Origin of the sequence: Caulobacter sp. 602-1 (assembly GCF_003931565.1) — a bacterium.
In the GTDB taxonomy this organism is placed as follows: domain Bacteria; phylum Pseudomonadota; class Alphaproteobacteria; order Caulobacterales; family Caulobacteraceae; genus Caulobacter.
In genome coordinates, this window is sequence record NZ_RRYI01000004.1 from 357,913 (window position 1) to 380,809 (window position 22,897).

25 protein-coding genes are annotated in these 22,897 nt (G+C 66.8%); 21 read left to right on the forward strand and 4 right to left on the reverse strand.

Going from position 1 to position 22,897, the window contains the following annotated elements:
• Nucleotides 1–514: 514 nt before the first annotated feature.
• The 4 genes from EIK80_RS14200 to EIK80_RS14215 all read left to right on the forward strand — a co-directional run bounded on the left by EIK80_RS14200 (nucleotide 515) and on the right by EIK80_RS14215 (nucleotide 6,922).
• The gene (locus tag EIK80_RS14200) at nucleotides 515–1,144 is read left to right on the forward strand and encodes an RNA polymerase sigma factor (RefSeq protein ID WP_125157651.1); all 630 of its coding nucleotides are present in this window, start codon (nucleotides 515–517) and stop codon (nucleotides 1,142–1,144) included.
• The gene (locus EIK80_RS14205) at nucleotides 1,141–2,100 is read left to right on the forward strand and encodes a FecR domain-containing protein (RefSeq protein WP_125157652.1); all 960 of its coding nucleotides are present in this window, start codon (nucleotides 1,141–1,143) and stop codon (nucleotides 2,098–2,100) included. The genes EIK80_RS14200 and EIK80_RS14205 overlap by 4 nt, the downstream gene beginning before the upstream one ends.
• A gap of 122 nt (nucleotides 2,101–2,222) precedes the next feature.
• Complete coding sequence (locus tag EIK80_RS14210) at nucleotides 2,223–4,820, forward strand: TonB-dependent receptor (protein ID WP_125157653.1); 2,598 nt, start codon at nucleotides 2,223–2,225, stop codon at nucleotides 4,818–4,820.
• Nucleotides 4,814–6,922 carry a prolyl oligopeptidase family serine peptidase gene (locus EIK80_RS14215; protein ID WP_125157654.1) on the forward strand — a complete coding sequence of 703 codons (2,109 nt, stop codon included), beginning with the start codon at nucleotides 4,814–4,816 and terminating at the stop codon, nucleotides 6,920–6,922. The genes EIK80_RS14210 and EIK80_RS14215 overlap by 7 nt, the downstream gene beginning before the upstream one ends.
• A gap of 221 nt (nucleotides 6,923–7,143) precedes the next feature.
• On the opposite strand, the gene groL is transcribed toward EIK80_RS14215, so the two are convergent.
• On the reverse strand, nucleotides 7,144–8,763 hold the full coding sequence (groL, locus tag EIK80_RS14220; RefSeq protein WP_125157655.1) for a chaperonin GroEL: 1,620 nt from the start codon (nucleotides 8,761–8,763) through the stop codon (nucleotides 7,144–7,146).
• A 52-nt stretch (nucleotides 8,764–8,815) separates the two neighbouring features.
• On the reverse strand, nucleotides 8,816–9,130 hold the full coding sequence (gene groES / locus EIK80_RS14225; protein WP_125157656.1) for a co-chaperone GroES: 315 nt from the start codon (nucleotides 9,128–9,130) through the stop codon (nucleotides 8,816–8,818).
• Nucleotides 9,131–9,457: 327 nt separating this feature from the next.
• On the opposite strand from groES, the gene EIK80_RS14230 reads away from it, so the two are divergent.
• The 3 genes from EIK80_RS14230 (at nucleotide 9,458) to EIK80_RS14240 (ending at nucleotide 10,702) form a co-directional block, all read left to right on the forward strand.
• Nucleotides 9,458–9,724, forward strand: coding sequence for an usg protein (locus EIK80_RS14230; protein WP_125157657.1), 267 nt, complete (start codon nucleotides 9,458–9,460; stop codon nucleotides 9,722–9,724).
• Nucleotides 9,725–9,945: 221 nt separating this feature from the next.
• Nucleotides 9,946–10,428 (forward strand): Hsp20 family protein, encoded by a 483-nt coding sequence (locus EIK80_RS14235; protein ID WP_199743482.1) that lies wholly within the window; start codon nucleotides 9,946–9,948, stop codon nucleotides 10,426–10,428.
• 10 nt (nucleotides 10,429–10,438) lie between these two features.
• A complete protein-coding gene (locus tag EIK80_RS14240) occupies nucleotides 10,439–10,702 on the forward strand; it encodes a hypothetical protein (RefSeq protein WP_125157659.1) in 264 nt (87 codons plus the stop codon).
• Nucleotides 10,703–11,025: 323 nt separating this feature from the next.
• Here the strand turns inward: EIK80_RS14240 and EIK80_RS14250 are convergent, their stop codons facing one another.
• Together EIK80_RS14250 and EIK80_RS14255 are read right to left on the reverse strand one after the other, a co-directional pair.
• Nucleotides 11,026–11,388 carry a CZB domain-containing protein gene (locus EIK80_RS14250; RefSeq protein ID WP_125157661.1) on the reverse strand — a complete coding sequence of 121 codons (363 nt, stop codon included), beginning with the start codon at nucleotides 11,386–11,388 and terminating at the stop codon, nucleotides 11,026–11,028.
• A gap of 16 nt (nucleotides 11,389–11,404) precedes the next feature.
• Nucleotides 11,405–11,590, reverse strand: coding sequence for a hypothetical protein (locus tag EIK80_RS14255; protein ID WP_125157662.1), 186 nt, complete (start codon nucleotides 11,588–11,590; stop codon nucleotides 11,405–11,407).
• Nucleotides 11,591–11,735: 145 nt separating this feature from the next.
• Here EIK80_RS14255 and EIK80_RS14260 point away from each other — a divergent pair, with 145 nt between their 5' ends.
• From EIK80_RS14260 to EIK80_RS14325, 14 genes are all read left to right on the forward strand, one after another.
• Nucleotides 11,736–12,338 (forward strand): DUF2975 domain-containing protein, encoded by a 603-nt coding sequence (locus tag EIK80_RS14260; protein ID WP_125157663.1) that lies wholly within the window; start codon nucleotides 11,736–11,738, stop codon nucleotides 12,336–12,338.
• Nucleotides 12,338–12,586, forward strand: a complete 249-nt coding sequence (locus EIK80_RS14265; RefSeq protein ID WP_125157664.1) for a helix-turn-helix transcriptional regulator — start codon at nucleotides 12,338–12,340, stop codon at nucleotides 12,584–12,586. Before EIK80_RS14260 ends, EIK80_RS14265 begins: the two co-directional genes overlap by 1 nt.
• A 24-nt stretch (nucleotides 12,587–12,610) precedes the next feature.
• A complete protein-coding gene (locus EIK80_RS14270) occupies nucleotides 12,611–13,459 on the forward strand; it encodes an alpha/beta fold hydrolase (protein ID WP_125157665.1) in 849 nt (282 codons plus the stop codon).
• A gap of 337 nt (nucleotides 13,460–13,796) precedes the next feature.
• Complete coding sequence (trbB, locus tag EIK80_RS14275) at nucleotides 13,797–14,735, forward strand: P-type conjugative transfer ATPase TrbB (RefSeq protein WP_125157915.1); 939 nt, start codon at nucleotides 13,797–13,799, stop codon at nucleotides 14,733–14,735.
• On the forward strand, nucleotides 14,725–15,096 hold the full coding sequence (locus EIK80_RS14280) for a TrbC/VirB2 family protein (protein WP_255414590.1): 372 nt from the start codon (nucleotides 14,725–14,727) through the stop codon (nucleotides 15,094–15,096). The genes trbB and EIK80_RS14280 overlap by 11 nt, the downstream gene beginning before the upstream one ends.
• Nucleotides 15,096–15,362, forward strand: a complete 267-nt coding sequence (locus EIK80_RS14285) for a VirB3 family type IV secretion system protein (protein ID WP_125157666.1) — start codon at nucleotides 15,096–15,098, stop codon at nucleotides 15,360–15,362. The genes EIK80_RS14280 and EIK80_RS14285 overlap by 1 nt, the downstream gene beginning before the upstream one ends.
• A gap of 2 nt (nucleotides 15,363–15,364) precedes the next feature.
• Nucleotides 15,365–17,803 carry a conjugal transfer protein TrbE gene (trbE, locus tag EIK80_RS14290; protein WP_125157667.1) on the forward strand — a complete coding sequence of 813 codons (2,439 nt, stop codon included), beginning with the start codon at nucleotides 15,365–15,367 and terminating at the stop codon, nucleotides 17,801–17,803.
• Complete coding sequence (gene trbJ / locus EIK80_RS14295; protein WP_125157668.1) at nucleotides 17,800–18,531, forward strand: P-type conjugative transfer protein TrbJ; 732 nt, start codon at nucleotides 17,800–17,802, stop codon at nucleotides 18,529–18,531. The genes trbE and trbJ overlap by 4 nt, the downstream gene beginning before the upstream one ends.
• Nucleotides 18,528–18,767: a putative entry exclusion protein TrbK-alt gene (gene trbK-alt, locus EIK80_RS14300; RefSeq protein WP_125157669.1), complete on the forward strand. Its 240-nt coding sequence runs from the start codon at nucleotides 18,528–18,530 to the stop codon at nucleotides 18,765–18,767. Before trbJ ends, trbK-alt begins: the two co-directional genes overlap by 4 nt.
• Entirely contained in the window at nucleotides 18,764–20,020 is a 1,257-nt protein-coding gene (trbL, locus tag EIK80_RS14305) for a P-type conjugative transfer protein TrbL (RefSeq protein WP_125157670.1), read from the forward strand. The genes trbK-alt and trbL overlap by 4 nt, the downstream gene beginning before the upstream one ends.
• Nucleotides 20,020–20,706 carry a conjugal transfer protein TrbF gene (trbF, locus tag EIK80_RS14310; RefSeq protein WP_125157671.1) on the forward strand — a complete coding sequence of 229 codons (687 nt, stop codon included), beginning with the start codon at nucleotides 20,020–20,022 and terminating at the stop codon, nucleotides 20,704–20,706. Before trbL ends, trbF begins: the two co-directional genes overlap by 1 nt.
• The gene (gene trbG, locus EIK80_RS14315; RefSeq protein ID WP_125157672.1) at nucleotides 20,703–21,503 is read left to right on the forward strand and encodes a P-type conjugative transfer protein TrbG; all 801 of its coding nucleotides are present in this window, start codon (nucleotides 20,703–20,705) and stop codon (nucleotides 21,501–21,503) included. Before trbF ends, trbG begins: the two co-directional genes overlap by 4 nt.
• Nucleotides 21,500–22,657, forward strand: coding sequence for a TrbI/VirB10 family protein (locus tag EIK80_RS14320; protein WP_125157673.1), 1,158 nt, complete (start codon nucleotides 21,500–21,502; stop codon nucleotides 22,655–22,657). Before trbG ends, EIK80_RS14320 begins: the two co-directional genes overlap by 4 nt.
• Nucleotides 22,654–22,875 carry a DUF2274 domain-containing protein gene (locus tag EIK80_RS14325; RefSeq protein ID WP_125157674.1) on the forward strand — a complete coding sequence of 74 codons (222 nt, stop codon included), beginning with the start codon at nucleotides 22,654–22,656 and terminating at the stop codon, nucleotides 22,873–22,875. The genes EIK80_RS14320 and EIK80_RS14325 overlap by 4 nt, the downstream gene beginning before the upstream one ends.
• Nucleotides 22,876–22,897 lie beyond the last annotated feature (22 nt).

Genomic DNA, 22,897 nt, shown 5'->3' on the forward strand with positions numbered 1-22,897 from the left:
CGTGGCCTCGACTAAGACGCGGAAATATCAATCGGCTAGGACGGATAGGACAAGGAGCTAACGCCTCCTGCGGCCCGCGAAGACAGCAATGAGTCCTCCGCTGATCGCCACGAAGATCGCGAGCCAGCTGGCGGGTGCGAATTCTGACATCGGAGGCTCCAGCGCAGGTGGCGGGAAGGTGCGGCTTTCCATCTCACTACGCAAGAGTAGAGGCCGCCCGGCGCCCCCGACGCCGGGGAGGGCGCTCCCTTTCGGTCAAGCGACTCTGTCAGACCAGGAGGGCTGTGGGCGGTGCGACCTTATTGGCCGCTCCGGCCGGCGTCTGCCGACGTCGGGCGAGAGCTTGTTTTCCGCAATGCCGTCGAACGAGATTTCCGGACTGCGGCAAGAAGGTCGCGAAACCCGGCTCAAACCGGCCGTTTGCCGTCTCGGATTGGAAAATCGGCTGTTTACTCTGGATGATCGCTTCTCCGCCGCCGACCCAGTGTCGTAACCTTCGCCTCCTGGAGGCGAGATGACCGGAGCGCCCAAGAACGGCGATACCGACGTGGAGGCGAGGGGGCGAGCTGACCGCGCGACGGTTTATCGTGAACGCGCCCAATGGATCGCTCGCCACGTTCTGCCGCACGAACCTGAGTTGCGTCGCATGCTAACGCGAAGGGCTCCGGTCGGCTTCGAAGTCGATGACATCGTGCAGGAAATCTACGCTCGGCTAGCGGGACTGGCGTCGGTCGACCACATCCACAATCCACGCTCTTACATCTTTCGCATGGCCAGTGGCATCGCCATGGATTTCATGCGGCGCCTCAAGGTCGTGCCGATCACAAACGTGGAGGATGTGGACGCTGCCGGCGCCGTCGACCAAGAGCCGAGTCCCGAGGTCGTCACTGTAGCCCGTGATCAGCTGCGGCGTCTCGCCAGAGTCTTCGCGGCTCTTCCGCCCCGCGTGGCCGAGGTTTTCCGACTTCGTCGTGTGCAAGGGCTATCGCAACGCGAGGTCGCCGCGCGCCTTGGCATCACGGAGAGCACCGTCGAAAAGCATATGGCGCGAGGTGTCTATTTGATCGCCCAAGGCTTTGAGGTGGTGAACACGACTGGTGAAAGCGTGTCGGTCGAGATGACTAGAAGGGGGCCTCGAGGTTGAGCCCGCATCATGTTCCGATGAGCCCTGACGATATCAACCAGATGGCTGCAGCCTGGGCCGCGCGCTCCGACCGCGGGCTCACCGCAGCCGAAGAAATCGCGTTGGAAGCTTGGTTGAACGCTGATCGGCGTCACGCCGGCGCCTATCTTCGGATGAACGCGGTTATGGTCAGTGGGGAGGTGGCTGCGGCCGGCGCCGGGCCTGCGCCTTTGCGCCTGCCGAACCGTCGACAAGGCCTGCTTGCCGGCGCTGGACTGCTGGCCGCTTCAGTCGCCGCTGCTAGCGTTTTCGCAGCGTTCCGGCAACCGAAGCGGTTCAACACCGCCAAAGGGCAAAAACAGGTTGTCACGCTGGAAGACGGTTCGGTCGTGACCCTTAATACAGCCACCAGACTTGAGATCAGCTTCTCAAGGGATAGGCGACTCGTCCGTCTGGAAGATGGCGAGGCTCTGTTCGATGTCGCGAAGGATGAAACGCGGCCGTTCATCGTGCGGGCGGCCGATACCGACGTGCGCGCGGTTGGCACCAGCTTTACGGTAAGCCGCCTCGCAGGAAGTCCCATCGAAGTCTTGGTCCGCGAGGGCGTTGTCGAGGTGAAGAGGCCAAGGATCGCGACCAACGCGCCGATGCGGGTCGCCGCCAACACCCGCGCCGTGATCGCCGAGGCCTCCGCGACCCCTTTGATCGTCGCCAAGGTCGAGCCCGACCAGATCAGCCGTGAACTCGCCTGGCAGCAGGGACGACTGGTCTTTGCAGGGGAAAGCCTTTCTGCCGCCGTCGCGCAGTTCGCGCGATATAGTGACACCCAGATCGTGGTCACCGATGCTGATCTGGCGGGCAGGGGGGTGGCGGGTGTCTTCGACGCTTCCGATCCCGTCGGCTTTGCCCAGGCCGTCGCGCTCAGCCTCAACGCGCATGCGGAAATCGGCCGTGACCAAGTGCGGATCAGCCGCTGAGTGCGGGAAACAGCCAACTGCGGAATTTGTAGAGTTTTTGCGACAAGAGCGTGGTGGATTTGCGAACCTGGCTCGACTTCATCCCTGAGGGCCCACGGGAGGCCCGTCCTGGGGACATCGAGATGACCGCAAATTCGCGTAAAATCGGCCTGACTTATGGGGCTGGCGTTGTGGCGCTGCTTTTGGCCACCAGTGCTTTCGCGCAACAGCGGACCTTCAATATCCCTGCTCAAGACGCCGCAAACGCCATCGCCCAATACGGGCTACAGGCGGGAGTGCAGATTACGGCCCCGACCGACGCTCTAAAGGGGGTCAAGACAACGGCCTTGAGCGGATCGCTCGACGCCCGTGAAGCCCTGCAGACCCTTTTGAAGGGCACCGGCCTCGTGGTGGCCAAGGACGATGGCCGCACCATCGTACTCCAAATGCGCCCCCAGTCGGTCGTCGCCGCTGAGGCTCAGGTCGTTGATGAGGTCGTCGTCACGGGCACGCGCCTGCGCGGTGGAGCGATCATCTCGCAAGTGCAAACCCTAAACGCCAGCGATATGCGACGTAGGGGTTACGCCTCGGTTCAGGAAATAATCTCGACCCTGCCAGCCAACGCCGGCGGCGACTACGATTCCGAAACGACCGGCTCGCGCGGTTCGTCGGGCGGCGGCTTCAACGACACCCTCAACAACCGGTCGCGATCCGGGTCGGCCAATCTTCGGGGCTTGGGCGCCAGCGCGACCCTGGTCGCGCTTGACGGGCACCGTCTGCCCGTGGGTGGCAATGGCTACTCGATCGATCTGTCCTTGATCCCCCTGGCCGCCGTCGAACGGCTCGAAGTCTTGCCGGACGGCGCGTCTTCCATCTATGGCGCGGACGCAATCGGCGGCGTGATCAATCTAATCAGCCGCAAGTCCGCCGACCAATGGGAAAGCTCGGCGCGCTACGCGGTTGCAAAAGGCTACGAAAAGGTTCAGGCGAGCCAGACGCTCGGCAAGTCCTGGGCGTCGGGTTCTCTGTTCGCCGCCTACCAGTACGACAGCACCACGTCCCTGGCTTACGGCGAGCGCGCCGCCACCCGGGTCATGCTGACCGGCGCGTCGCAGCTGAACGGCCTCATTCTGCCCGAGAGCCGTCAGAACTCGCTCTACGCGACGCTGCGCCAGAGCCTGTCGGATCGTCTCGACGCCACCGTAACAGCGCTCTACAGCCGCAGCATCTACGACGACACGATCATCAATGACGTCACCACCCTGTCTCGGTCGCGCAGCGACAACGAACAGGATATGCTGAGCGTCAATCTTGACTACCGGCTGGGCGGAACCTGGAAGCTCAACACCTACGCCCAAGTGGCGAACGCCTACAGCAAGCCGACGCTCGGCCGGATCTCTCGTGTCGACGGCGCGGCCGCGCCCCTGCTGGTCGACAACACCTACAAGGGCCGCGAAACCGCCCTGGAGGCCTCGCTCACGGGCGAGCTTCTGCAATTGCCAGGGGGCGGGGTGCAGACGGCGTTCGGGGCGGCGGTCCGGCGCGAGCGCAGGTCGTATCAAGGGTTCGGCGATGGCTTGCCCCTGTTCGACGCCGCGCGCGATATCCGGTCGGTCTATGCCGAAGCCGTCGCGCCGCTTGTGTCGGAGGCCATGGACGTTCCGGGCGTGCGGGCCCTCACCTTGGCGCCCTCGATACGCTACGATGACTACTCGGACTTTGGTCACACCCTAAACCCGAAGATCGGGCTGGCCTGGTCGCCGATCGCAGATCTTCTCCTGCGCGGCGCCTATTCCACGTCCTTCCGCGCGCCCTCGCTGCGCGACCAGTTCGGGCGCGTCACCTCCGTCCTCGGCCGCCGCGTCACCAGCACGTCCATCCCGGGCGGGTTCGGCGTCGGCCTGTTCATCAACGGCAATCCATTGCCGGGCCTCAAGCCTGAAACCTCGAAGAATTACACCACGGGCTTCGACTACACGCCCGCCTGGGCCCATGGCCTTAAGGTCTCGGCGGGCTATTTCCGCGTGGATTTCACGAACCGTCTTGGTCGGCCAAACCAGACCGTGGCCAACACCGACAACCTCGATGCGGCCGACGTGCAGCCGTTCATTCGCCGCAACCCCACGCTCGCTGAAGTCCAGGCCGTCCTGGCCCTCACGCCGACGTTCGGTAATCTCAGCGGCCTTCCGTTCGATCCGACCCGCGTCTTCTCGATCTTCGACAATCGCACGATCAACCTCGCCACCTTCAAGACAGACGGCCTGGACGTGGACGTGAACTACAGCCGCGACACCCGCCTGGGCCGCGTCTACCTTGCCAGTCAGAGCACCATCACCCTGAGCTACGACGTCCAGACCCGCCCCGGCGGACCGGTCCGCAGCTACGAGGGACAGGTCTACTTCCGCCCGCGCTTGCGCGAGCGTCTAAGCGTGGACCTGCTGCATGGCGCTTGGCGTGGGGGTCTGGCCATGAGCTATCGCAGCGGTCTGGATGATCTCCGGTCGCCGGCGAGGCCCAGACGGGAAGCGTCATGGACCACCTTCGACGGCAACCTGTCGACGGACCTCACCTCGGTCGCCCCGATCTTGCAGGGTGTGTCGGTGGAACTCTCGATCACCAACCTGTTCGATAAGCTTGCGCCTTATCTGCTCCCGGCCACGAGCACCGAACCAGCCTATGACGCCGCCAACGGCTCCATCCTGGGCCGAATGATGCAAATCCGCCTGGTGAAGCGATGGTAGCCCTTGCTTTGGTCGCCGCACTCCTTGTGGCGGCGACCGCACCGCCGGATGCGGCGGCATCCCAGCCTGCCACGAGCTTCGATCTTGTCACGGCCGTCCTAGAGCAGCCGAAACTTTCCTTCTACACGCGTCATGACCTCTCCGCCGATGGCCGCTGGGCCGTCTACGCGGTTGCATTGGCGAATGTCGCCGCGGGCACGGTGACCACTGAAGTCCGGTTGTTAGATCTGAGCGCTCCCTCGGCGCCCTACCGAGTGATTAGCGCCAAGACCAACGCCGGCGCGCCGCTTTGGCCGATCGCGCGCTTTTCCCCCGACGGTCTCAGCCTTGCCGTGCTCGACGGCGCGGTTGGCGAAGTCCGTGTCGTCGGGGTGGCGGACGGTCAGGCGCGCAGTATAAATGTCCCTGGCGCCCAAGTCAGAGTTTCCGACCTCCGCTGGTCGCCTGATGGGCGCAAGCTCGCGCTGCTCGCGACGACGCCGTTGAACCCCGCGCCGCTGCGGGGCGGCGTGCTTGTCGACGACAATTGGCGTAAGCCCATGGGTCTGCAGCGCAGTTCAGCGACCCATATTCTGGTGGTCGACTCCGGTGACGGGCGCCTATTGGCACGGACGAGCGACGAGCTCAGTCCGCGGGACCTAGACTGGTCGCCCGACGGATCGGCGATCGTACTGGCCGCGGTTCGTGAGACGGATACGGGACCTGTCGGCGGCAGTGGTTGGACGGGGCAGGGCATCTACCTCTTCGACCTGGCCAGTCAGTCCGTGCGCCGTGTGAACAAGGTGGTCGGTCTGGACTATGCGGCCAGCCCCCGCTTTTCGCCCGATGGGCGGCGGATCGTCTTTACTCAGCCAGTGAATGGCGACGTCTACAAGACGGGACAGATCGTGGTGCAGGACATCACGACCGGCCACGCGACGACTTTCGGCGCGAAATGGGAGCGAGGCTACAGTGATCTTGCTTGGCTCGATGGCGATCGACTGATCGCGGCGACCTATGAGGGCGTGGGGTGCCGCCTTCAGGTGATCTCTGTTTCAGCGCAAACCCTGAGCGCTGTGGACGAGGGCGACGAGACGGCCTGCGCCCGATCGCCGGTTGTGGGCAAGAACGGCCAGGTTCTGTATGTTCGTGATCGCTTCGTCGGCGCTAGCGAGCTTTTCCTTCGAGCCGCTGTAGCCAACCCTAAGTCCGCCGCCGAGACCTGGCGGCCGCGCGCCGTGACTGCGCTGGATCGACACCTCGGCCCGAACGTGGACATCCGAGTGGTCTCTTGGCCGAGCGCTGATGGCGCCTTCCAAATTCCCGGCGTGCTTATGACGCCCATCGGCTCAGACGGTCGTCGCCCGCTCGTAATCTCGGTTACCGGCGGCCCCAGCCCCGTCAATGCTCGGGTAATGGGGGATACGCTTGGCCAGCATCTGAACTTGCCGATGATCGCCAAGGGCTATGCGGTGCTATTGCCGGTCACCCGTGGTCGTGGCGGCTATGGCGACCGTTTCGCCGCCGCGATCCGGCGGAGCGGTGATTACATGCCTGGTCCGTATACGGATATCATGGGCGCGCTCGATTACGCCGTGAAGGCCGGTATTGCCGATCCCAAGCGGGTGGGGCTCATCGGCTTCAGCTACGGGGCCAGCCTTAGCGCCTACGCCATCGGTCAGGGCGATCAGTTCAAGGCCGCCGTGCTTGGCGACCCAGGCGTTGCTGACTACCTCCACAACGCATACCAGAAGGTCACTGGCTACAACCTGCACATCGCTCGTTCGGTGTCGGGCTTCGGCAACATTTACGATCCTGGCGTCTTCCAGCAGATCAAGCGAAATTCGCCGCTGACCTACATGAGCCGAACGCGTACGCCAGCTATGCTTCAGTGCGGCGTCCTTCATGTGTCCGTCGAACAGGGTTGCTTGGACCTCTACCAAGGCTACACCCACTACAGAATTCCAAGCCAATTCGTGGTCATGCCTCGCACAGGTCACGGTATCGCCGAACCCACGTTGCAGGCAGACGCTGAACACAGGCGGCTGGACTGGTTGAATTATTGGGTGCAGCGGGAACCCGTGCCTGACCTAGTCGCGATCTACGGGCGACGATCACCCTGAGGCGAAATTCTGGCGCGAGTCTAAGACGTCTCGAGCGGTCGTGCGCTCTCTGGCGCGACGATGCTCAACGAATGTCGTGTTTCGAGAGGTGCGCCAACGGCAGCAATTGGCGCTCGCAGGACCGTCAAGCGGTTGGCCCCTGCCGCTTTGGAGTTGCGGATTTCAATCAAAGAAAGAGGGGCCCGAAGGCCCCTCGAAGTTTTGGTGCGCCAGGGCGATGGTCAGTAGTCCATCGCCGGAACCGGCGTGGGCGCGACGTCCTTGGGCGCCTCGGCGATCAACGCCTCGGTGGTGATCAGCAGCGAGGCGACCGAAGCAGCGTCCTGCAGGGCGGTGCGCACCACCTTGGCCGGATCGATGACGCCAGCCTTCACCAAGTCCTGATACTCGCCGGTCGCGGCGTTGAAGCCCCAGCTATAGTCGGTCTTCTCCAGGAGCTTGCCGACCACGTAGGAGGCGTCCTCGCCCGCGTTGGCGACGATCTGGCGGGCCGGCGCCTGCAGGGCGCGGCGCACGATGTCCAGGCCAGCTTTCTGGTCATCATTGGCGGTCTTGACGCCGTCAAGCGCCTTCAGGGCGCGCAGCAGGGCCACGCCGCCGCCGGGCAGGATGCCTTCCTCCACCGCCGCCCGAGTGGCGTGCAGGGCGTCGTCGACGCGGTCCTTCTTTTCCTTCACCTCGACCTCAGTCGCCCCGCCGACGCGCACGACCGCGACCCCGCCGGCCAGCTTGGCCAGCCGTTCCTGCAGCTTCTCGCGGTCGTAGTCGGACGTGGTGTCCTCGATCTGGCGCCGGATCTGGGCGACGCGAGCATCGATCTCGCCGCGTTGGCCGGCGCCGTCGACAATGGTGGTGTTGTCCTTGTCGATCGTGACCTTCTTGGCCCGGCCGAGCATCTCGACGGTGACGGTCTCCAGCTTGGTCCCGAGCTCTTCGGAGACCACATTGCCGGCGGTCAGCACCGCGATGTCCTCGAGCATGGCCTTGCGGCGATCGCCAAAGCCTGGCGCCTTGACCGCCGCCACCTTCAGGCCGCCGCGCAGCTTGTTGACCACCAGGGTCGCCAGCGCCTCGCCCTCGACGTCCTCGGCGATGATCAGCAGCGGGCGACCCGACTGCACGACCTTCTCCAGCAGCGGCACCAGCGCGGCCAGGTTCGACAGCTTCTTCTCGTGGATCAGGATGTAAGGGTCGTCCAGCTCGACGCGGAGCTTGTCGTTGTTGGTCACGAAATAGGGGCTGATATAGCCGCGGTCGAACTGCATGCCCTCGACCACCTCCAGTTCGGTGGCCAGGCTCTTGGCTTCCTCGACGGTGATCACGCCCTCGTTGCCGACCTTTTCCATGGCCTCGGCGAGGATGCGCCCGATCTCCTCGTCACCGTTGGCCGAAATGGTGCCGACCTGGGCGATCTCGGTGTTAGCGCTGATCTTTCGTGCGTGGCTCTTCAGATCGGCCACCACGGCGCTAACCCCCAGGTCGATGCCGCGCTTGAGGTCCATCGGGTTCATGCCGGCGGCCACGGCCTTGGAGCCTTCTCGCACGATGGCCTGGGCCAGGACCGTGGCGGTCGTGGTGCCGTCGCCGGCCAGGTCGTTGGTCTTGGAGGCCACTTCACGCAGCATTTGCGCGCCCATGTTCTCGAACTTGTCCTTCAGTTCGATTTCCTTGGCGACGCTGACGCCGTCCTTGGTGATGCGCGGGGCGCCGAAGCTCTTGTCGATGACGACGTTGCGGCCCTTGGGGCCCAGGGTGACCTTCACCGCATCGGCCAGGATGTCGACGCCGCGCAGCATGCGGTCGCGCGCGTCGGACGAGAACTTCACTTCCTTGGCAGCCATGGTTCCTACTCCTCTCGGTTGGGCTGTCAGTGGATGGACTTGCGATGGCGAATTAGGCCGCCTTCTTGAGCGTCGCCTCCGTGGTCAGAACGCCGAGAATATCGCTCTCCTTCATGATCAGCAGGTCCTCGCCGTCGATCTTGACCTCCGTGCCGGACCATTTGCCGAACAGGATGCGATCGCCGGCCTTGAGGTCCAGCGCGACCAGCTTGCCGGCGTCATCGCGGACGCCGGGGCCGACGGCGACCACCTCGCCCTGCTGCGGTTTTTCCTTGGCGGTGTCGGGGATGATGATGCCGCCCGAGGTCTTCTCCTCGGCTTCGATGCGGCGGACGACCACACGGTCGTGCAAGGGGCGGAAATGCATGCATAACCTCCAGATGCAAAACAGAATGGGATGGATCCGCCAGGCTCGCACCCGGCGGACGGACGTCAAGCTAGGCGGCGCGTGAACCGCTTCAAGAGGCTGCGCTCAAAATTTTTTGACGGGGTCGCAACCCCTCCCAAAAGCCCCCTGCGTCACAGCCTTTTGGCGGCTTGACGCTTCCGGCGTCGGCGCGAAAAATCAGGTCACGCGGACGGCCCTCATCGGCGTTCGCCAATGCGAAAGGATCGAAGAAGAGGAGGTCATTTTGCCCCGCGCCCGTGTCTCTATCGCCAAGCGCTTCGGCGCCGACGCCTGAGGACGCCGCCCATGGACAGGGATTTTCTCAAGCAGCTCGACGGCTATGGTCTGGCGACCGCCCAGATCCACTACTATCGACTCGACTATCCGGCCGTGCTCCAGCTCTACGTCTGGCAGGAATACGACCTGGCGCCACGCTTTCCCGTGCTGCAGGCCTTTCTTGACCATTGGCGTCGCGAGATCGAGGCGGCGCTGCACTCGGTCCAGGTCGCCCACCATCGATTGATCGGTCCTTCGGAGTGGCGGGCCGTCAATGGCGTGATCTCGCTGCATTAGGGTCCAGTCCGCGATGCGCAAAGGCGAGGTTCAGCCTTGGCTTCGGGCTCGGTCACGCCTGGGTTCAGGGATCAAAAAATTTCTGATGCGAGCGTCTTGACGCGTTTCGGCCCCGCCCTAATTCATCGCCTGCTTGCCGGGCGCCGACAGGGCCTGGCCCTGGGGCGCAGAGCGCTTGGCTCGGCGCCCTTCATGTCCAACTTGCTTTCGAGGAGATGGAAATGAGCACCGCATTTGATTTCACCCCCCTCTATAGCTCCATGATCGGCGTGGATCGCATGGTCGATCTCGTCGAGACGGCGCTGCGCACCGAGGCGAGCGCCAGCTATCCCCCGTACGACATCGAAAAGACCGGCGAGGCCGCATATCGAATTTCGCTGGCGGTGGCGGGCTTTGCGCCGACGGATCTGCAGGTCGTGGCCGAGCCCAATCTCCTGGTGATCAAGGGAAGGCGAGCGGCGAGCGAAGGGCAGGGGACGCGAACCTTCCTGCACCAAGGCTTGGCCCAACGCGCTTTCGAGCGTCGGTTCGAGCTGGCCGACTATGTCGTCGTCAAGGATGCCGTTCATGCCCATGGGGTCTTGTCGATCGATCTTGCCCGCGAAGTGCCTGAGGCCTTGAAGCCCAAGCAAATTCCAATTGGCATGGGCGCGCGGGAGCCGATGCTGGAGCTCAAGCCCGCCAAGACACGCAAGGCCGCGTAAGGAGCTTGCCATGCGCACGGACACCAATGCGGTCGACCGGGTTCGTCCATGGCCCGTTCGACCGGCGGTCGGCTTCCTCCACCCTTTGGAGGTGCTGAAGGATCAGGATCTCGATCTCGCCGAAAAGCGCGAAATCCTGGCGGCCTGGGCTTCCGACGCGAGCGCGGTCGAGCATCGGCCCAGTCAAAGATGGCTCTTGGGAACACCCGCGCCTGTTCCGCTCAGCGAGGTCCTGTCCGCGCTGCGCCGCCTGGACCGCGACATGTTCTCTTGAGTTGGGGCGGGCGGCCGGCCAGCAGAGGGCCGGCCGCTACTTCGTCCAACTCGCCGTTCTGCGTTATGACCATGCCTTGTTTCATCTTTGTCGAGCCGTCGGGTGACGGCTGGATCGTTCGTGGCGACTTTCGCGACAGTCCCCTGAAGTTCCCTACCGGCGCGCGCGCCGAGCAGGCCGCGCGCGACTGGGCGCATCGCCTGGCGGACGCCGGCGAGCCTGTGGTCTTGGATATTCGTTTGCGCGATGGCGCGCGCGCCGGACGCTTCCTGTTTCCACCGCACGCGACGGGGACGGAAGCGGCCTTGGCGCTGCGCGCTTAGCTAGGCCGCAAGCGATCCCGCCGTCGCCCGCATTCGCCTCAAGGCGGCGGATAAGTCCGCGAGCGCCTGGGCGAAGGGCGACCCCTGGCGGAGCGATCTCTGCGCCTCGGTCCATTGCCCGCGATTGACTTGGTCGGCAACCAAACCCGCCTGCTGGTGGAAGTCGCGATGGCTTTCCAGCAAGCCTAGGAAGGCATGGTTGCCGGCCCAGCGCCTGGCGCCCTCGCCATGGAGCCAGCAGCCGAGGGGGCAATGACGATCCGATCGCAAGGCGGTGGGATCGACGGGGCGGCGCTCGTTAAGGGCGGTGACGAGCGCTTCGCGCATATGATGATGGTGGTGTGCGTGTTCCTGAAAATCCATGACCAAACCTCTCGGCTTAATCCAATGCCCAGTTCTCACGCAGGATGGTTTCCGGTTGGTTTTCGATGGATCGCTGTCCACAGTTTTGATCGTCTGATGCGCGGCTTTTCATGCGTTCGCGCCGCGCTTCTTGCTTGCGAACCATCCCGCCGTCAGATGTGGGCGGAATGTCCAGTTCCTGGAAATCCGCCAACGTCAGCAAATGGCGCGATCCGGCCAGCCATTCGGACTTTTGGATCAGCAGTGAGAGGTAGTTTGCGGTTGTCGCGCTTCGGCAGCCATCCTAACAAGTCATATCGTTTGACAGAAACTTTTTTCTGATTGAACGTAGCGCCATGGAGAACACCATGGCCACGGTCGTGAAGCTGCAACCGGTCGTTCGTGCGCCCGCGAAGCTACAAGAGAGCGCCGCTCAGCGTCGGGTGCGGATCGGCAGCGGGTGGATCGCCGGCTTGTTCACGGGCCTCTTCTCTCTCTCGGCGCTGATCTTGGCGACTGCGATCGGCGTCATGCTGTTCTATCGCGGCGAGTGGGTGCGGATTGGGCCGGACAACTGCTACATCGGCGAGGCGCCCGCCAATACCGTGGCGTTCGGTTCGCTGCCTCTGGTCCACCGGCTTGTCTATGTGCTGGTCGGCATCGTACGGGCGACGCCGATCCTGATGATCTTCTGGAGCCTCCGGGCGCTGTTTCGGCTCTACGCCGGCGGCGAGGTATTTTCCCAGGCCGCCGCCGTGCGCTTTGGCGGGATCGGCGGCTGGCTTTGCGCCTATGCGGTCTCACCATTCCTTTGCCACCTGGCGCTCAGCGCTACCGGCTACGAGATCGACAAGAACTGGGCGCACATGGCCAGCCTGCAGGCGTTCGTGCTGGGCCTGCTTGTGCTGGTAATCGGTCAGGTCATGCAGGTCGGTCGCGAGATCGAGGAAGATCGGGAGGCTTTCGTCTGATGCCGATCATCCTTCGGCTTGATGTGATGCTGGCTCGCCGCAAGGTGCGTTCCAATGTTCTGGCCCGCGCCATCGGCATCACCGACGCCAATCTTTCCCTGCTGAAGTCCGGCAAGGTGAAGGGCGTGAAGTTCGAGACCCTGGAAGCGATCTGCGCGTATCTGCGCTGCCAGCCCGGCGACATCCTCGAATACCACCCTGAGCAACCTCCAGACGTCCAACACGACGCGCTGAAACGCGCCGGCTGACGGCGCTCCAATCGGAGATCATCGATGAGATTTTCAACGTCCGCCCGGGCGATTGCGGCCGGCTGCCTGTTGTTCTGCGCCACGAACGCGACCTCGGCGCCACGGATGCTCGCCGTCGATGGCGGCAAGCTCGCTTACGAGACCTGCGGCGCGGGACCCGAGGCGATCGTGTTGCTGCATGACGGCATCCTGCACTCGGCCGCCTTTGACGACGCCTGGCCGATCCTATGCCAGCGCTATCGGGTCGTGCGCTACGACCGCCGCGGATATGGCGCCTCGCCCCCGGCCGTGGGGGCCTACAAGCCAGCCGAGGATCTAGCCGCCGTGATGAAGGCCGCCGACATGCCGCACGCCACCCTGGTCGGTTCATCCTCCGGCAGCGGCGTGGCCGTGGACTTCGCTCTGGCCCATCCCGAAGCCGTTGACCGTCTGGTGCTGGTCGGCCCTTGGGTCAGCGGCTTCGACGCCTCCTACGGGTTTCTGGCGCGGACGCTGAAGTTGCTGGTCCTGTTCAAGCTGGGCGCGGTCAACAGCGCCGTGAAGGACCCCTACATCCTGACCAAGGGCGCGACCGCCGAGCGCAAGCGGGTGGCGGATCTGCTACGGGCCTATCCCGGCAATGTCACCGCCGGGACCAAGGAGCAGCCGCTGGGGGTGGCCAAGCCGCGCCTGGGCGAGATCCGCGCGCCGACGCTGGTGCTGGTGGGCGCGGTCGATATCAAGGACGTGCAGGAGCAAGCCAGGGCGATCGAAGCGGCTGTCCCGGGCGCGCGCCGGATCATCGTGCCGGCGAGCGGACACCTGATGTATCTAGAACGCCCAAAGGTGTTCGCCGACCATGTCATCGGCTTCATCGGCGAGCATCCAAGATGATGCGCGATCGGGGACAATCATCCGATCAAAGGCCCGCAACGAGGCGATCTCGCCTCTGCACCTAGCGAGCTGAATGTCCGGTTTCCGGAGGTGCGCTGAGGTCAGCAACTGGCGCATCCTGACCGCAGGGTCCGATAGCCAAGGCGCCCCGCTCACGGATCTAGCGCAGAATCCGCCGCTCGCCATGCAGCGAGGTTCTCTCTCGTAGCCGTTGTTTTCCCAGACCATTTGGCTGTTGAGGCCGGCCCGACGCGGTCTTCTTACTCATCCCCGTCAACAACGGGGATGCGCCGTGGAGCCTTCCAAGCCTGATCTGGAGATGTCGCGCAGTCATCGCATGCTGCGCACGGCCCTGGGCCCGTTGCTGCTCGCGCGGCTGGAAGATCCCGGCGTCGCCGAGGTCATGCTCAACCCCGATGGGACGGTCTGGATCGACCGGTTCGACGTGGGGCTGCGGCCCGCCGACCTGTCCCTGAGCCCCGCCGACGGCGAGCGGATTATTCGGCTGGTCGCCCATCACGTCGGGGTCGAGGTCCATGCCGGCCGGCCGCGCCTGGCCGCTGAACTGCCGGGCGGCGGCGAGCGCTTCGAGGGTCTGCTACCGCCGCTGGTCTCTGGGCCGACGTTTTCCCTGCGCAAGCCGGCCAGCGTGGTCTTCCCCCTCGGCGTCTATGTCGAGCAGGGCGTGATGCGCGCGGAGGAGGCGAGGGCGCTCGCCGATGCGGTGTCCGAGCGCCGCAACATCCTGGTCGTAGGGCCCACCTCCAGCGGCAAGACCACCCTGGTCAACGCGCTGCTGGCCGAGATCGCCGCCCTGGACGAGCGCGTGGTCCTGATCGAGGACGTGCGCGAGCTGCAATGTCCGGCCCGCAACCTGGTGGCCCTGCGCACCAAGGAGGGCGTGGCCTCGCTTGCCGACCTCGTGCGCTCGTCCCTGCGCCTGCGGCCCGACCGCATCATCATCGGCGAGGTCCGGGGCGCCGAGGCGCTCGACCTGATCAAGGCCTGGGGCACCGGCCATCCGGGGGGCGTCGCCACCCTGCACGCTGGATCGGCGTTGGGCGCGCTGCTGCGCCTTGAACAGCTGATCCAGGAGGCGGTGGTCACCGTGCCCCGCGCCTTGATCGCCGAAACCATCGATCTGGTGGCCGTCATCTCCGGCCGCGGCCGGCAGCGGCGCCTTGTCGATCTGGCGCGCCTGAAGGGCCTTGGCCCCGACGGCGCCTACCAGCTCACCCCCGCCCTGACCTCGAAGGAGATGCCCCATGTCTCGTAGCCTCGTCGCGCCCGGATCCCCGTTTGAACCACCCCGCTGGCGCTTCTCGCGCCTGACCCTGCGGTCGATCGCCGCCGGGCTTTCCGGGATGGCGATCCTGGCCGCCAGCCACGCCCAGGCGGCCGGCTCGTCCATGCCCTGGGAGGAGCCGTTGCAGCGGATCCTGGAGTCGATCGAAGGGCCCGTCGCCAAGATCATCGCGGTGATCATCATCATCGTCACCGGCCTGACCCTGGCCTTTGGCGACACCTCCGGCGGCTCGCGCAAGCTGATCCAGATCGTCTTCGGGCTGTCGATCGCGTTTGCCGCCTCCAGCTTCTTCCTGTCGTTCTTCTCGTTCGGCGGCGGGGCGGTGATCTGATGGCCAGCGATCGCGCTTTGGGGTTCGCCGCGCCCGTGCATCGGGCCCTGCTTGAGCCGATGTTGCTCGCCGGGGCCCCGCGCGCGATCGCCCTGGTCAACGGCACCCTGGCCGCCGCCTTGGGCCTGGGCCTGCGGCTCTGGCTGGTCGGCGTCGGGGTCTGGCTGGTCGGCCATGGCCTGGCGGTCTGGGCCGCGCGCCACGACCCGCTGATCTTCGAGGTGGGCCGCCGGCACGTGCGCGTGCCCACGCGTCTGGAGGTCTAGCCATGCTGGACCTTCGCGAATATGCCCGCCGGCCCAAGCGCCTCTGTGACTACCTGCCCTGGGCGGCCCTGGTCGCGCCGGGCGTGGTGCTCAACAAGGACGGCGCCTTCCAGCGCACGGCTGGCTTCCGGGGTCCTGACCTCGACTCCGTCGGCGACGCCGAGGTCGCCGCCGTCGCCGCGCGGCTGAACAACGCCTTGCGTCGGCTGGGTTCGGGTTGGGCGATCTTTATCGAGGCCCGCCGCGACCCGGCCATGGCCTACCCGGACAGCATCTTCCCCGACCCGGTCTCGGCCCTGGTCGATATCGAGCGCCGCCAGGCCTTTTTGGAGGAGGGGGCGCATTTCGAGAGCCGCTACTTCCTGACGCTCGTCTATCTGCCGCCGGCCGAGCGGACGGGGCGGATGGAGAACCTCTTCGTCGAGGGACGCGCTCGCGCCGACATCGACTGGCGCGCTCAACTGGCCGGCTTCATCGACCGGTCCGATCGCCTGCTGGCCTTGATCCAGGGGTTGACCCGCGAGGCGGCCTGGCTGTCAGACGCGGCCACCTTGGGCTTTCTGCACGGGGCGGTGACCACCCAGCGCCAAGGCGTGCGCGTGCCTGAGACGCCCATGCATCTGGACGTCCTGCTGGCGACGCAGCCGCTGGACGGTGGGCTGGAGCCACGGGTCGGCGATGCGCATCTGCGTGTCCTCACCATCGTCGGCTTTCCCAGCCAGACCGTGCCGGGCGTCCTCGATGAGCTTAACCGCTTGGCCTTCGCCTATCGCTGGTCGACCCGCGCCCTGTGCCTGGACAAGGCCGACGCCAACCGCCTGATCGGCAAGATCCGGCGCCAATGGTTCGCCAAGCGCAAGTCGATCGGTGTCCTCTTGCAGGAGGCCCTGTCCCAGCAGCCCTCGGCCCTGGTCGACAACGACGCCGTCAACAAGGCCGATGAGGCCGACCAGGCGCTGCAGGACCTCGGCGGCGACGCCGTGGCCTATGCCTATGTCACCGCCAGCCTCGTGGTCTGGGACGAGGATCCCGACCGCGCCGACGCCAAGCTGGCCCTGGCCGAGAAGGTCATCGCCGGCCGGGATTTCACGATCATCAAGGAGCGGATCAACGCGGTCGAGGCGTGGCTCGGAACGCTGCCAGGCCAGACCTACGCCAATGTCCGCCAGCCGCCGCTGTCGACCCTGAACCTGGCCCATATCGCGCCGCTGTCGGCCGTCTGGGCCGGGCCGTCCTCCAACCCACACCTGGGCGGTCCGCCGCTGCTGATGGCCAAGACCGAGGGCTCGACGCCGTTTCGGCTTTCGCTGCACGTCGGCGATGTCGGCCACGCCCTGGTGGTCGGGCCGACGGGGGCGGGCAAGAGCGTGCTCCTGGCGCTGCTGACCCTGCAGTTTCGGCGCTATGCGGGCGCGCGGATCGTCGCCTTCGACTTCGGCGGCTCGATCCGGGCCGCGGCCCTGGGCATGGGCGGGGTCTTTCATGACCTGGGCGGCGTGCTGCTCGACGCCGAGCGTCCGGCGGTGGCCTTGCAGCCTCTGGCGGGCGTGGACGATCCGGCCGAGCGGGTCTGGGCCGCCGAGTGGATCGCGGTCCTGCTCTCGGCGCAGGGCGTGCCGGTCACCCCGACGGTGCGCGACCACATCTGGTCGGCCTTGGCCAGCCTGGCCTCCGCCCCGGTCGATGAGCGGACCTTGACGGGGCTTGCGGCCCTGCTGCCGACCCTGGACCTGAAGAGCGCCCTGACGCCCTACACCCTGGCCGGGCCCTGGGGGCGACTGCTCGACGCCGACCACGAAGCCCTGGCCGCCGGCGCCATCCAGGCGTTCGAGACAGAGGGGCTGCTGGGCACGGCCGCCGCACCGGCGGTGCTGGCCTATCTCTTTCATCGCGTCGAACTTGAGCTGGACGGTCGGCCGACCCTGATCCTGATCGACGAGGGCTGGCTGGCGCTCGATGACCCGGCCTTTGGCGCCCAGCTGCGCGAATGGCTCAAGACCCTGCGCAAGAAGAACGCCTCGGTGGTGTTCGCCACCCAGTCGCTGACCGACATCGACGCCAGCCCGATCGCCCCGGTGATCGTCGAGAGCTGCCCGACGCGGATCTTCCTGCCCAACCCGCGCGCCCTGGAGCCGCAGAGCGCGGCGATCTACGCCCGCTTCGGGCTCAGCGCCCGCCAGGTCGAGATCCTCAGCCGCTCCGCGCCCAAGCGCGACTACTACGTCCAGTCCCGGGCGGGCGAGCGCCTGTTCGACCTGGGCCTGGGGCCCGTCGCTCTGGCCTTCTGCGCGGCCTCCTCGAAAGCCGACCAGGCCGACATCGCCGCCGTCCTCGCGGCCCAGGGTCCCGAGGACTTCGCCGCCGGCTGGCTGCGCCATCGGGGCCTCTTCTGGGCCGCCGACCTCCTGCCGTCCATCACACTCCCGGAGTCCTCGCGATGAGTGTTTCCCGACGCCTCTCCCGTCGCCGCATGGCGGCGCTGCTGTGCGGCGCGGTCGCCCTGGCGGCCACGCCGGCCTTGGTCACCACGGCCGTGGCCCAGGTCGCCGTCTACGATCCCAGCAACTACGCTCAGAACGTGCTGCAGGCGGCGCGAGCCTTGCAGCAGATCAACAACCAGATCAGCAGCTTGCAGAACCAAGCTCAGATGCTGATCGGCCAGGCGCGCAATCTGGCCAGCTTGCCGTATTCGTCGCTGTCGGCGTTGCAGCAGCAGGTCGCCGAGACCCAGGCGCTGCTCGGCGAGGCCCGGGCCCTGGCCTACAATGTCCAGGACATCCAGGACGCCTTTCATCGCCACTATGACGTGGCCGATCTTCTCGCCACGGATGCCGACCTGACCGCCCGGGCCGAGGCCCGCTGGACCACCTCGGTGGCCGGGTTCGAGGACGCCTTGAAGGTCCAGGCCGGTGTGGTCGGCGGTCTTGAGACCAGCCGTGGCGAGATGCAGAGCCTGGTGTCGGCCAGCCAGGGCGCCAGCGGCGCGCTGCAGGCGGCCCAGGCCGGCAACCAACTCCTGGCCTTGCAGGCCCAACAGCTCTCGGCCCTGACCGCCGTGGTGGTGGCCAATGGCCGGGCGCAGGCCCTGGAGGCGGCCGATCGCGCCGCCGCGCGCGCCGACGCCAAGGCCCGCTTCTCCAAGTTCATGGGAGCCGCGCCCCAGCCATGAAACAGTCCGCCGGCTTTCGGGCCCTCGTCTGGGGGACCGCGCTGATCATCTTGCTTGGGGCCGCTGTCTTGGCGGGCAGGGCGTCCCAAGCGCCAATTGTGACCCCAGCGCCGACAAGGTCGGCCGGGGCCCAGAGCGAGCTTGCGCGCTGCAGGACGGCGGGGGAGGGCGATGAAGCCTGCCGCGCAGCCTGGGCCGCGGCCCGGGAGCACTTCTTCAGGCGGCCGGCGTCATGAGCGACACCGGCGTCATCGACCGGATGCTGGACGTCTACACCCAGCACATCGACAGCGGGTTTGGCCTGCTGGGCGGGGAGGTGGCGTTCCTGTCCACCACCCTGGTGGCCATCGACATGACCCTGGCGGCGCTGTTCTGGGCCTGGGCCCAGGACGACGTCACCGCGCGCCTGGTCAAGAAGACGCTCTATGTCGGTTTTTTCGCCTTCCTGATCGGCAACTTCCACGCGCTCAGCCTGATCGTTCTGAAGAGCTTTTCGGGTCTAGGCCTGAAGGCCTCGGGCGCGGGAATTTCGGCCGACGACTTCCTGCGGCCCGGCAAGCTGGCGGCCCTGGGGATCTCGTCGTGCAAGCCGATCCTGCAGGCGGCCAGCGAGCTGGGCGGCTTTCCCGGCTTCTTCGAAAACATCGTCCAGATCGTGATCCTGCTGGCCGTGGCCCTGCTCGTCATCGTCGCCTTCTTCGTGATCGCGGTGCAAATTTTCGTGGTCCTCATAGAGTTCAAGTTGGCCACCCTGGCCGGCTTCGTCCTCGTCCCGTTCGGCCTTTTTGGCCGCACCGCGTTCCTGGCCGAGCGTGTTCTCGGCGCGGTTATCGCCTCCGGCGTCAAGGTGATGGTCCTGGCGGTGATCGTCGGGATCGGCTCGACGCTGTTTTCGGAATTCAACAGCGCCGCCTCCGGTCAGCCGACCCTGGAAGAGGTCCTGGCCATGGCCTTGGCGGCCCTGACGCTCCTGGGCCTGTCGATCTTCGGGCCGGGCATCGCCTCGGGCTTGGTGTCGGGCGCGCCGCAACTGGGCGCCGGAGCGGCGGTCGGCACGGGCCTGACCGTGGCGGGCATGGCCATGGTCGGGGCGGGCGCGGCGCAGATGGCCGCGCGCGGCGGGGCGGGCTTGGCCGCGGCGGCTTCGACCGCCGGCGGCTCCGGCGGACCGCGGCCGGGTCCCGATACGCCGGCTCCCAGCGGCGCCGGCGGAGGACCTGGCCCGGGTCCTGGATCGGGCGGCGGGTCGGCGCAGCCGGCCGGCGGAGCCGCGCCCAGCAGGCCCGCGACCTCGGGCGGCGGCGAGCCCGGCGCGGGCGCCGCGTCGTCCGGCGCGGGCGAGGCCCCGGCCGCCGAGGCGCCGGCCTGGGCGCGCGATCTCAAGCAACAGCAGGCCCTGGCCCATGGCGCGAGCCTGGCCGCCCACGGCCTGGCCAGCGGCGACGACCACAGCGGCGGCGCCAGTCCCTCTCTCTCGGAGCAAAGCTGATGAACCCCTTCAAGGGTCCCTCGCGCCTGGGCGCGACCCCCGTCCCTGAAACCCCTTACCAGCGCGCCGGCCAGGCCTGGGACCAGCGCATCGGTTCGGCCCGGGTCCAGGCCGCCAACTGGCGGCTGATCGCCCTGGGCCTGCTGGCCAGCAACATCGTCCAGTCCGGCGGCATGATCTGGCAGGCCGCGCGCGGCACGGTCACGCCGTGGGTCGTCGAGGTCGATCGCCTCGGCCAGACCCTCGCGGTCGGCCCTGCGGTTCGCGGCTATCGTCCGCCCGATCCGGTCATTGCCTGGACCCTGTCGCGCTTCATCGAGAACACCCGCGCCCTGCCGGCCGACCCGGTGGTGCTGGGCCAGAACTGGCGGCGCGCCTACGACTTCACCGACGCGGCGGGCGCGGCGGCCCTGTCGGACTATGCGCGGGGCGCTGATCCCTTCGTAGAGGTCGGCAAGGCGCAGGTCTCCGTCGACGTCACCAATGTCGTGCGCGCCTCGCCCGACAGCTTCCGCCTGGCCTGGACGGAGCGGCGCTATGTCGATGGCCAGCTGGTCTCGACCCAGCGTTGGAGCGCCATCCTGACCCTGGTGATCGCCGCGCCGACCTCGCCGGAGGCCTTCGTCAAGAACCCGTTCGGGATCTTCGTGCGGGCGATTTCGTGGTCCCGGGAGTACGGCGCATGACCCGCTCGATGCTGATGATCGCGCTGGCGGGGCTCGCGACGCCGGCGGCCGGCTTGGCGGCGCCGGCCCACAAGGCCGCCGACCGGACTGTGCAGGCGGTGGCGGCCACGGAGTATCTCTTCGTCGAGCGCGGGGTGTTCGAGCTGGTCGCCGCGCCAGGCCGGATCACCGACATCGTCCTGGAGCCGGGCGAAGCCCTGGTCGAGACCAATCCGATCGCCGCCGGCGACACCGCCCGCTGGGTGATCGGCGACACCACGAGCGGGGAGGGGGAGAGCCGCCGCGTCCATGTCCTGGTCAAGCCCGTTGAGGCGGGCCTTTCGACCAACCTGATCATCAACACCAGTCGGCGCAGCTATCACCTGTCGATGCGCGCCTCGCCGCGCGCCTATCTTTCGCAGGTGGCCTGGCGGTATCCGCAAGCGCCGAACCTGGCGTCGACGGTCCCGGTCAAGCCGGTCGTCTTGGTGTCACCGCCGGCTCCGCCAGCGCCGGTGACGTTCAATCTCGGCTATCGCATCACGGGCGAGGCGCGCTGGCGGCCAGCGCGGGTCTATGACGACGGCGCACGGACCTATGTCGAGTTTGGTCCCGCGATCGCCCTGTCCGACCTGCCGCCGCTCTACGGTCTGGGACCCGACGGCAAGACCTCGGAACTGATCAACTATCGCCTCGAAGGTCGTCGGCTGGTGGTCGATCGGCTGTTCGACCGCGCCGAGCTGCGCTTTGGCCTGAAACGATGGGAACGCCGCATCCGCATCGAGCGAACGGCGTCTGGGCGGGAGGTCGGCCAATGACCCCGCCTGTCGATCAAGAACAGCAGGCCATCGCCAAGAGTTTGCGCCTGCGAGGCGCGGCCAAGCCCGTGGCGCGCGTCTCGCGCAAGGCCCTGATCATCACCGCTAGCGTTGTGGCGATCGGCGTGGCCGCCGCCGTGGCGTGGTCGCTGCGCGAAAAGGAGCGTTCCGCCGCCCAGCCGGTGTTCCAGCCTGCCGCCTCGCCGCCCGAAGCGGTCACCGGCTTGCCGCGCGACTACCTGCAACGTCGGCAGGTTCCGGTGCTGGGGCCGCCGCTGCCGGGCGATCTTGGCCGGCCCATGCTCAGCGCCCAGCGCGCTCGCGGGCTTGACGCTACAGCCGCGCCGTCGGAGCAGGCGACCTCTTTGCCGCCGCCAGTGACCCCGCGTCCGGTCGAGAGGCCCGTGGCGGTGGACCCGGCGGTCCAGGCCCGTCAGGCGGCGCGCAAAGCCGGTCTGTTCGCGGCGGCGACGGTGAAGGGCGGTGAGCAGACGTCGCCCGCCACTTCGACGGGCGTGGCAGTCGCCAGCATCGCCGACGAGCGGGCGACCAGCCCCGAGCGGCTGCAGCCGCCGGCCTCGCCCTATCTGCTGCAGGCCGGATCGATCATTCCGGCGGCGCTGGTGACCGGAATTCGATCGGATGCGGCGGGCTTGGCTATCGCCCAGGTCAGTCAGGATGTCTTCGACAGTTTGGGCCGCCATGTGCGTCTGATCCCGGCCGGGTCCCGACTGATCGGGCAGTATGAGGCCGCCACCCGCGTCGGCCAGAGCCGTCTGTCGGTGGTCTGGACGCGTCTGATCCTGCCGACGGGCCGCTCGATCATTCTCGACAAGCTGCCGGCGGCGGACGCCCAGGGCATGGCCGGACTGGAGGACGGCGTCGATCGGCACGGCAAGGCGGTGCTCGCCGCCGCCGCGCTCAGCACGGTGCTGGCGATCGGCGCGGAGGCCGGCCAGTCGAGCGGCGGCGATGACTTGGAGCGGGCGATCCGTCGCGGCGCCAGCCAGTCGATCAGCGACGTCGGCCAGCAGGCCGTGGGGCGCAGCCTGTCCCTGACCCCGACCCTGACGATCCGACCAGGCGCGCCCCTGCGCGTCTTGCTGTCGCGTGACCTAGTGCTCGAACCCTATGGCGAGGAGGCGCGCCCATGAGCAAACTGAAGCTTGGACCGCTGGAGGACGACACGCCGGTCAAAGTCACCGTCGACCTGCCAGCAGCGATCCATCGTGATCTCGTCGACTATGCCAAGGCCCTGGCCGCAGAGAGCGGCGCTAAGCCAGCCGAGCCGGTTAAGCTGATCGCGCCGATGTTGTCCCGCTTCATGGCCAGCGACCGCGGGTTCGTGCGGGGGCGAAAGCGCCCTACGTAAGGGCCGGCCTGACCCAAGCGCT

What these genes read in the sequence shown, in the direction of transcription:
- EIK80_RS14230 (WP_125157657.1), top strand. Translation starts at nt 9,458, where the DNA reads ATGGACAGGGATTTTCTCAAGCAGCTCGACGGCTATGGTCTGGCGACC.
- trbK-alt (WP_125157669.1), top strand. Translation starts at nt 18,528, where the DNA reads ATGAAACAGTCCGCCGGCTTTCGGGCCCTCGTCTGGGGGACCGCGCTG.
- EIK80_RS14265 (WP_125157664.1), top strand. Translation starts at nt 12,338, where the DNA reads ATGCCGATCATCCTTCGGCTTGATGTGATGCTGGCTCGCCGCAAGGTG.
- EIK80_RS14210 (WP_125157653.1), top strand. Translation starts at nt 2,223, where the DNA reads ATGACCGCAAATTCGCGTAAAATCGGCCTGACTTATGGGGCTGGCGTT.
- groES (WP_125157656.1), bottom strand. Translation starts at nt 9,130, where the DNA reads ATGCATTTCCGCCCCTTGCACGACCGTGTGGTCGTCCGCCGCATCGAA.
- EIK80_RS14270 (WP_125157665.1), top strand. Translation starts at nt 12,611, where the DNA reads ATGAGATTTTCAACGTCCGCCCGGGCGATTGCGGCCGGCTGCCTGTTG.
- EIK80_RS14235 (WP_199743482.1), top strand. Translation starts at nt 9,946, where the DNA reads ATGAGCACCGCATTTGATTTCACCCCCCTCTATAGCTCCATGATCGGC.
- trbG (WP_125157672.1), top strand. Translation starts at nt 20,703, where the DNA reads ATGACCCGCTCGATGCTGATGATCGCGCTGGCGGGGCTCGCGACGCCG.
- trbE (WP_125157667.1), top strand. Translation starts at nt 15,365, where the DNA reads ATGCTGGACCTTCGCGAATATGCCCGCCGGCCCAAGCGCCTCTGTGAC.
- EIK80_RS14240 (WP_125157659.1), top strand. Translation starts at nt 10,439, where the DNA reads ATGCGCACGGACACCAATGCGGTCGACCGGGTTCGTCCATGGCCCGTT.
- EIK80_RS14325 (WP_125157674.1), top strand. Translation starts at nt 22,654, where the DNA reads ATGAGCAAACTGAAGCTTGGACCGCTGGAGGACGACACGCCGGTCAAA.
- EIK80_RS14260 (WP_125157663.1), top strand. Translation starts at nt 11,736, where the DNA reads ATGGCCACGGTCGTGAAGCTGCAACCGGTCGTTCGTGCGCCCGCGAAG.
- trbB (WP_125157915.1), top strand. Translation starts at nt 13,797, where the DNA reads ATGCTGCGCACGGCCCTGGGCCCGTTGCTGCTCGCGCGGCTGGAAGAT.
- EIK80_RS14280 (WP_255414590.1), top strand. Translation starts at nt 14,725, where the DNA reads ATGTCTCGTAGCCTCGTCGCGCCCGGATCCCCGTTTGAACCACCCCGC.
- EIK80_RS14285 (WP_125157666.1), top strand. Translation starts at nt 15,096, where the DNA reads ATGGCCAGCGATCGCGCTTTGGGGTTCGCCGCGCCCGTGCATCGGGCC.
- EIK80_RS14250 (WP_125157661.1), bottom strand. Translation starts at nt 11,388, where the DNA reads ATGGATTTTCAGGAACACGCACACCACCATCATCATATGCGCGAAGCG.
- groL (WP_125157655.1), bottom strand. Translation starts at nt 8,763, where the DNA reads ATGGCTGCCAAGGAAGTGAAGTTCTCGTCCGACGCGCGCGACCGCATG.
- trbJ (WP_125157668.1), top strand. Translation starts at nt 17,800, where the DNA reads ATGAGTGTTTCCCGACGCCTCTCCCGTCGCCGCATGGCGGCGCTGCTG.
- trbF (WP_125157671.1), top strand. Translation starts at nt 20,020, where the DNA reads ATGAACCCCTTCAAGGGTCCCTCGCGCCTGGGCGCGACCCCCGTCCCT.
- EIK80_RS14215 (WP_125157654.1), top strand. Translation starts at nt 4,814, where the DNA reads ATGGTAGCCCTTGCTTTGGTCGCCGCACTCCTTGTGGCGGCGACCGCA.
- EIK80_RS14200 (WP_125157651.1), top strand. Translation starts at nt 515, where the DNA reads ATGACCGGAGCGCCCAAGAACGGCGATACCGACGTGGAGGCGAGGGGG.
- EIK80_RS14320 (WP_125157673.1), top strand. Translation starts at nt 21,500, where the DNA reads ATGACCCCGCCTGTCGATCAAGAACAGCAGGCCATCGCCAAGAGTTTG.
- trbL (WP_125157670.1), top strand. Translation starts at nt 18,764, where the DNA reads ATGAGCGACACCGGCGTCATCGACCGGATGCTGGACGTCTACACCCAG.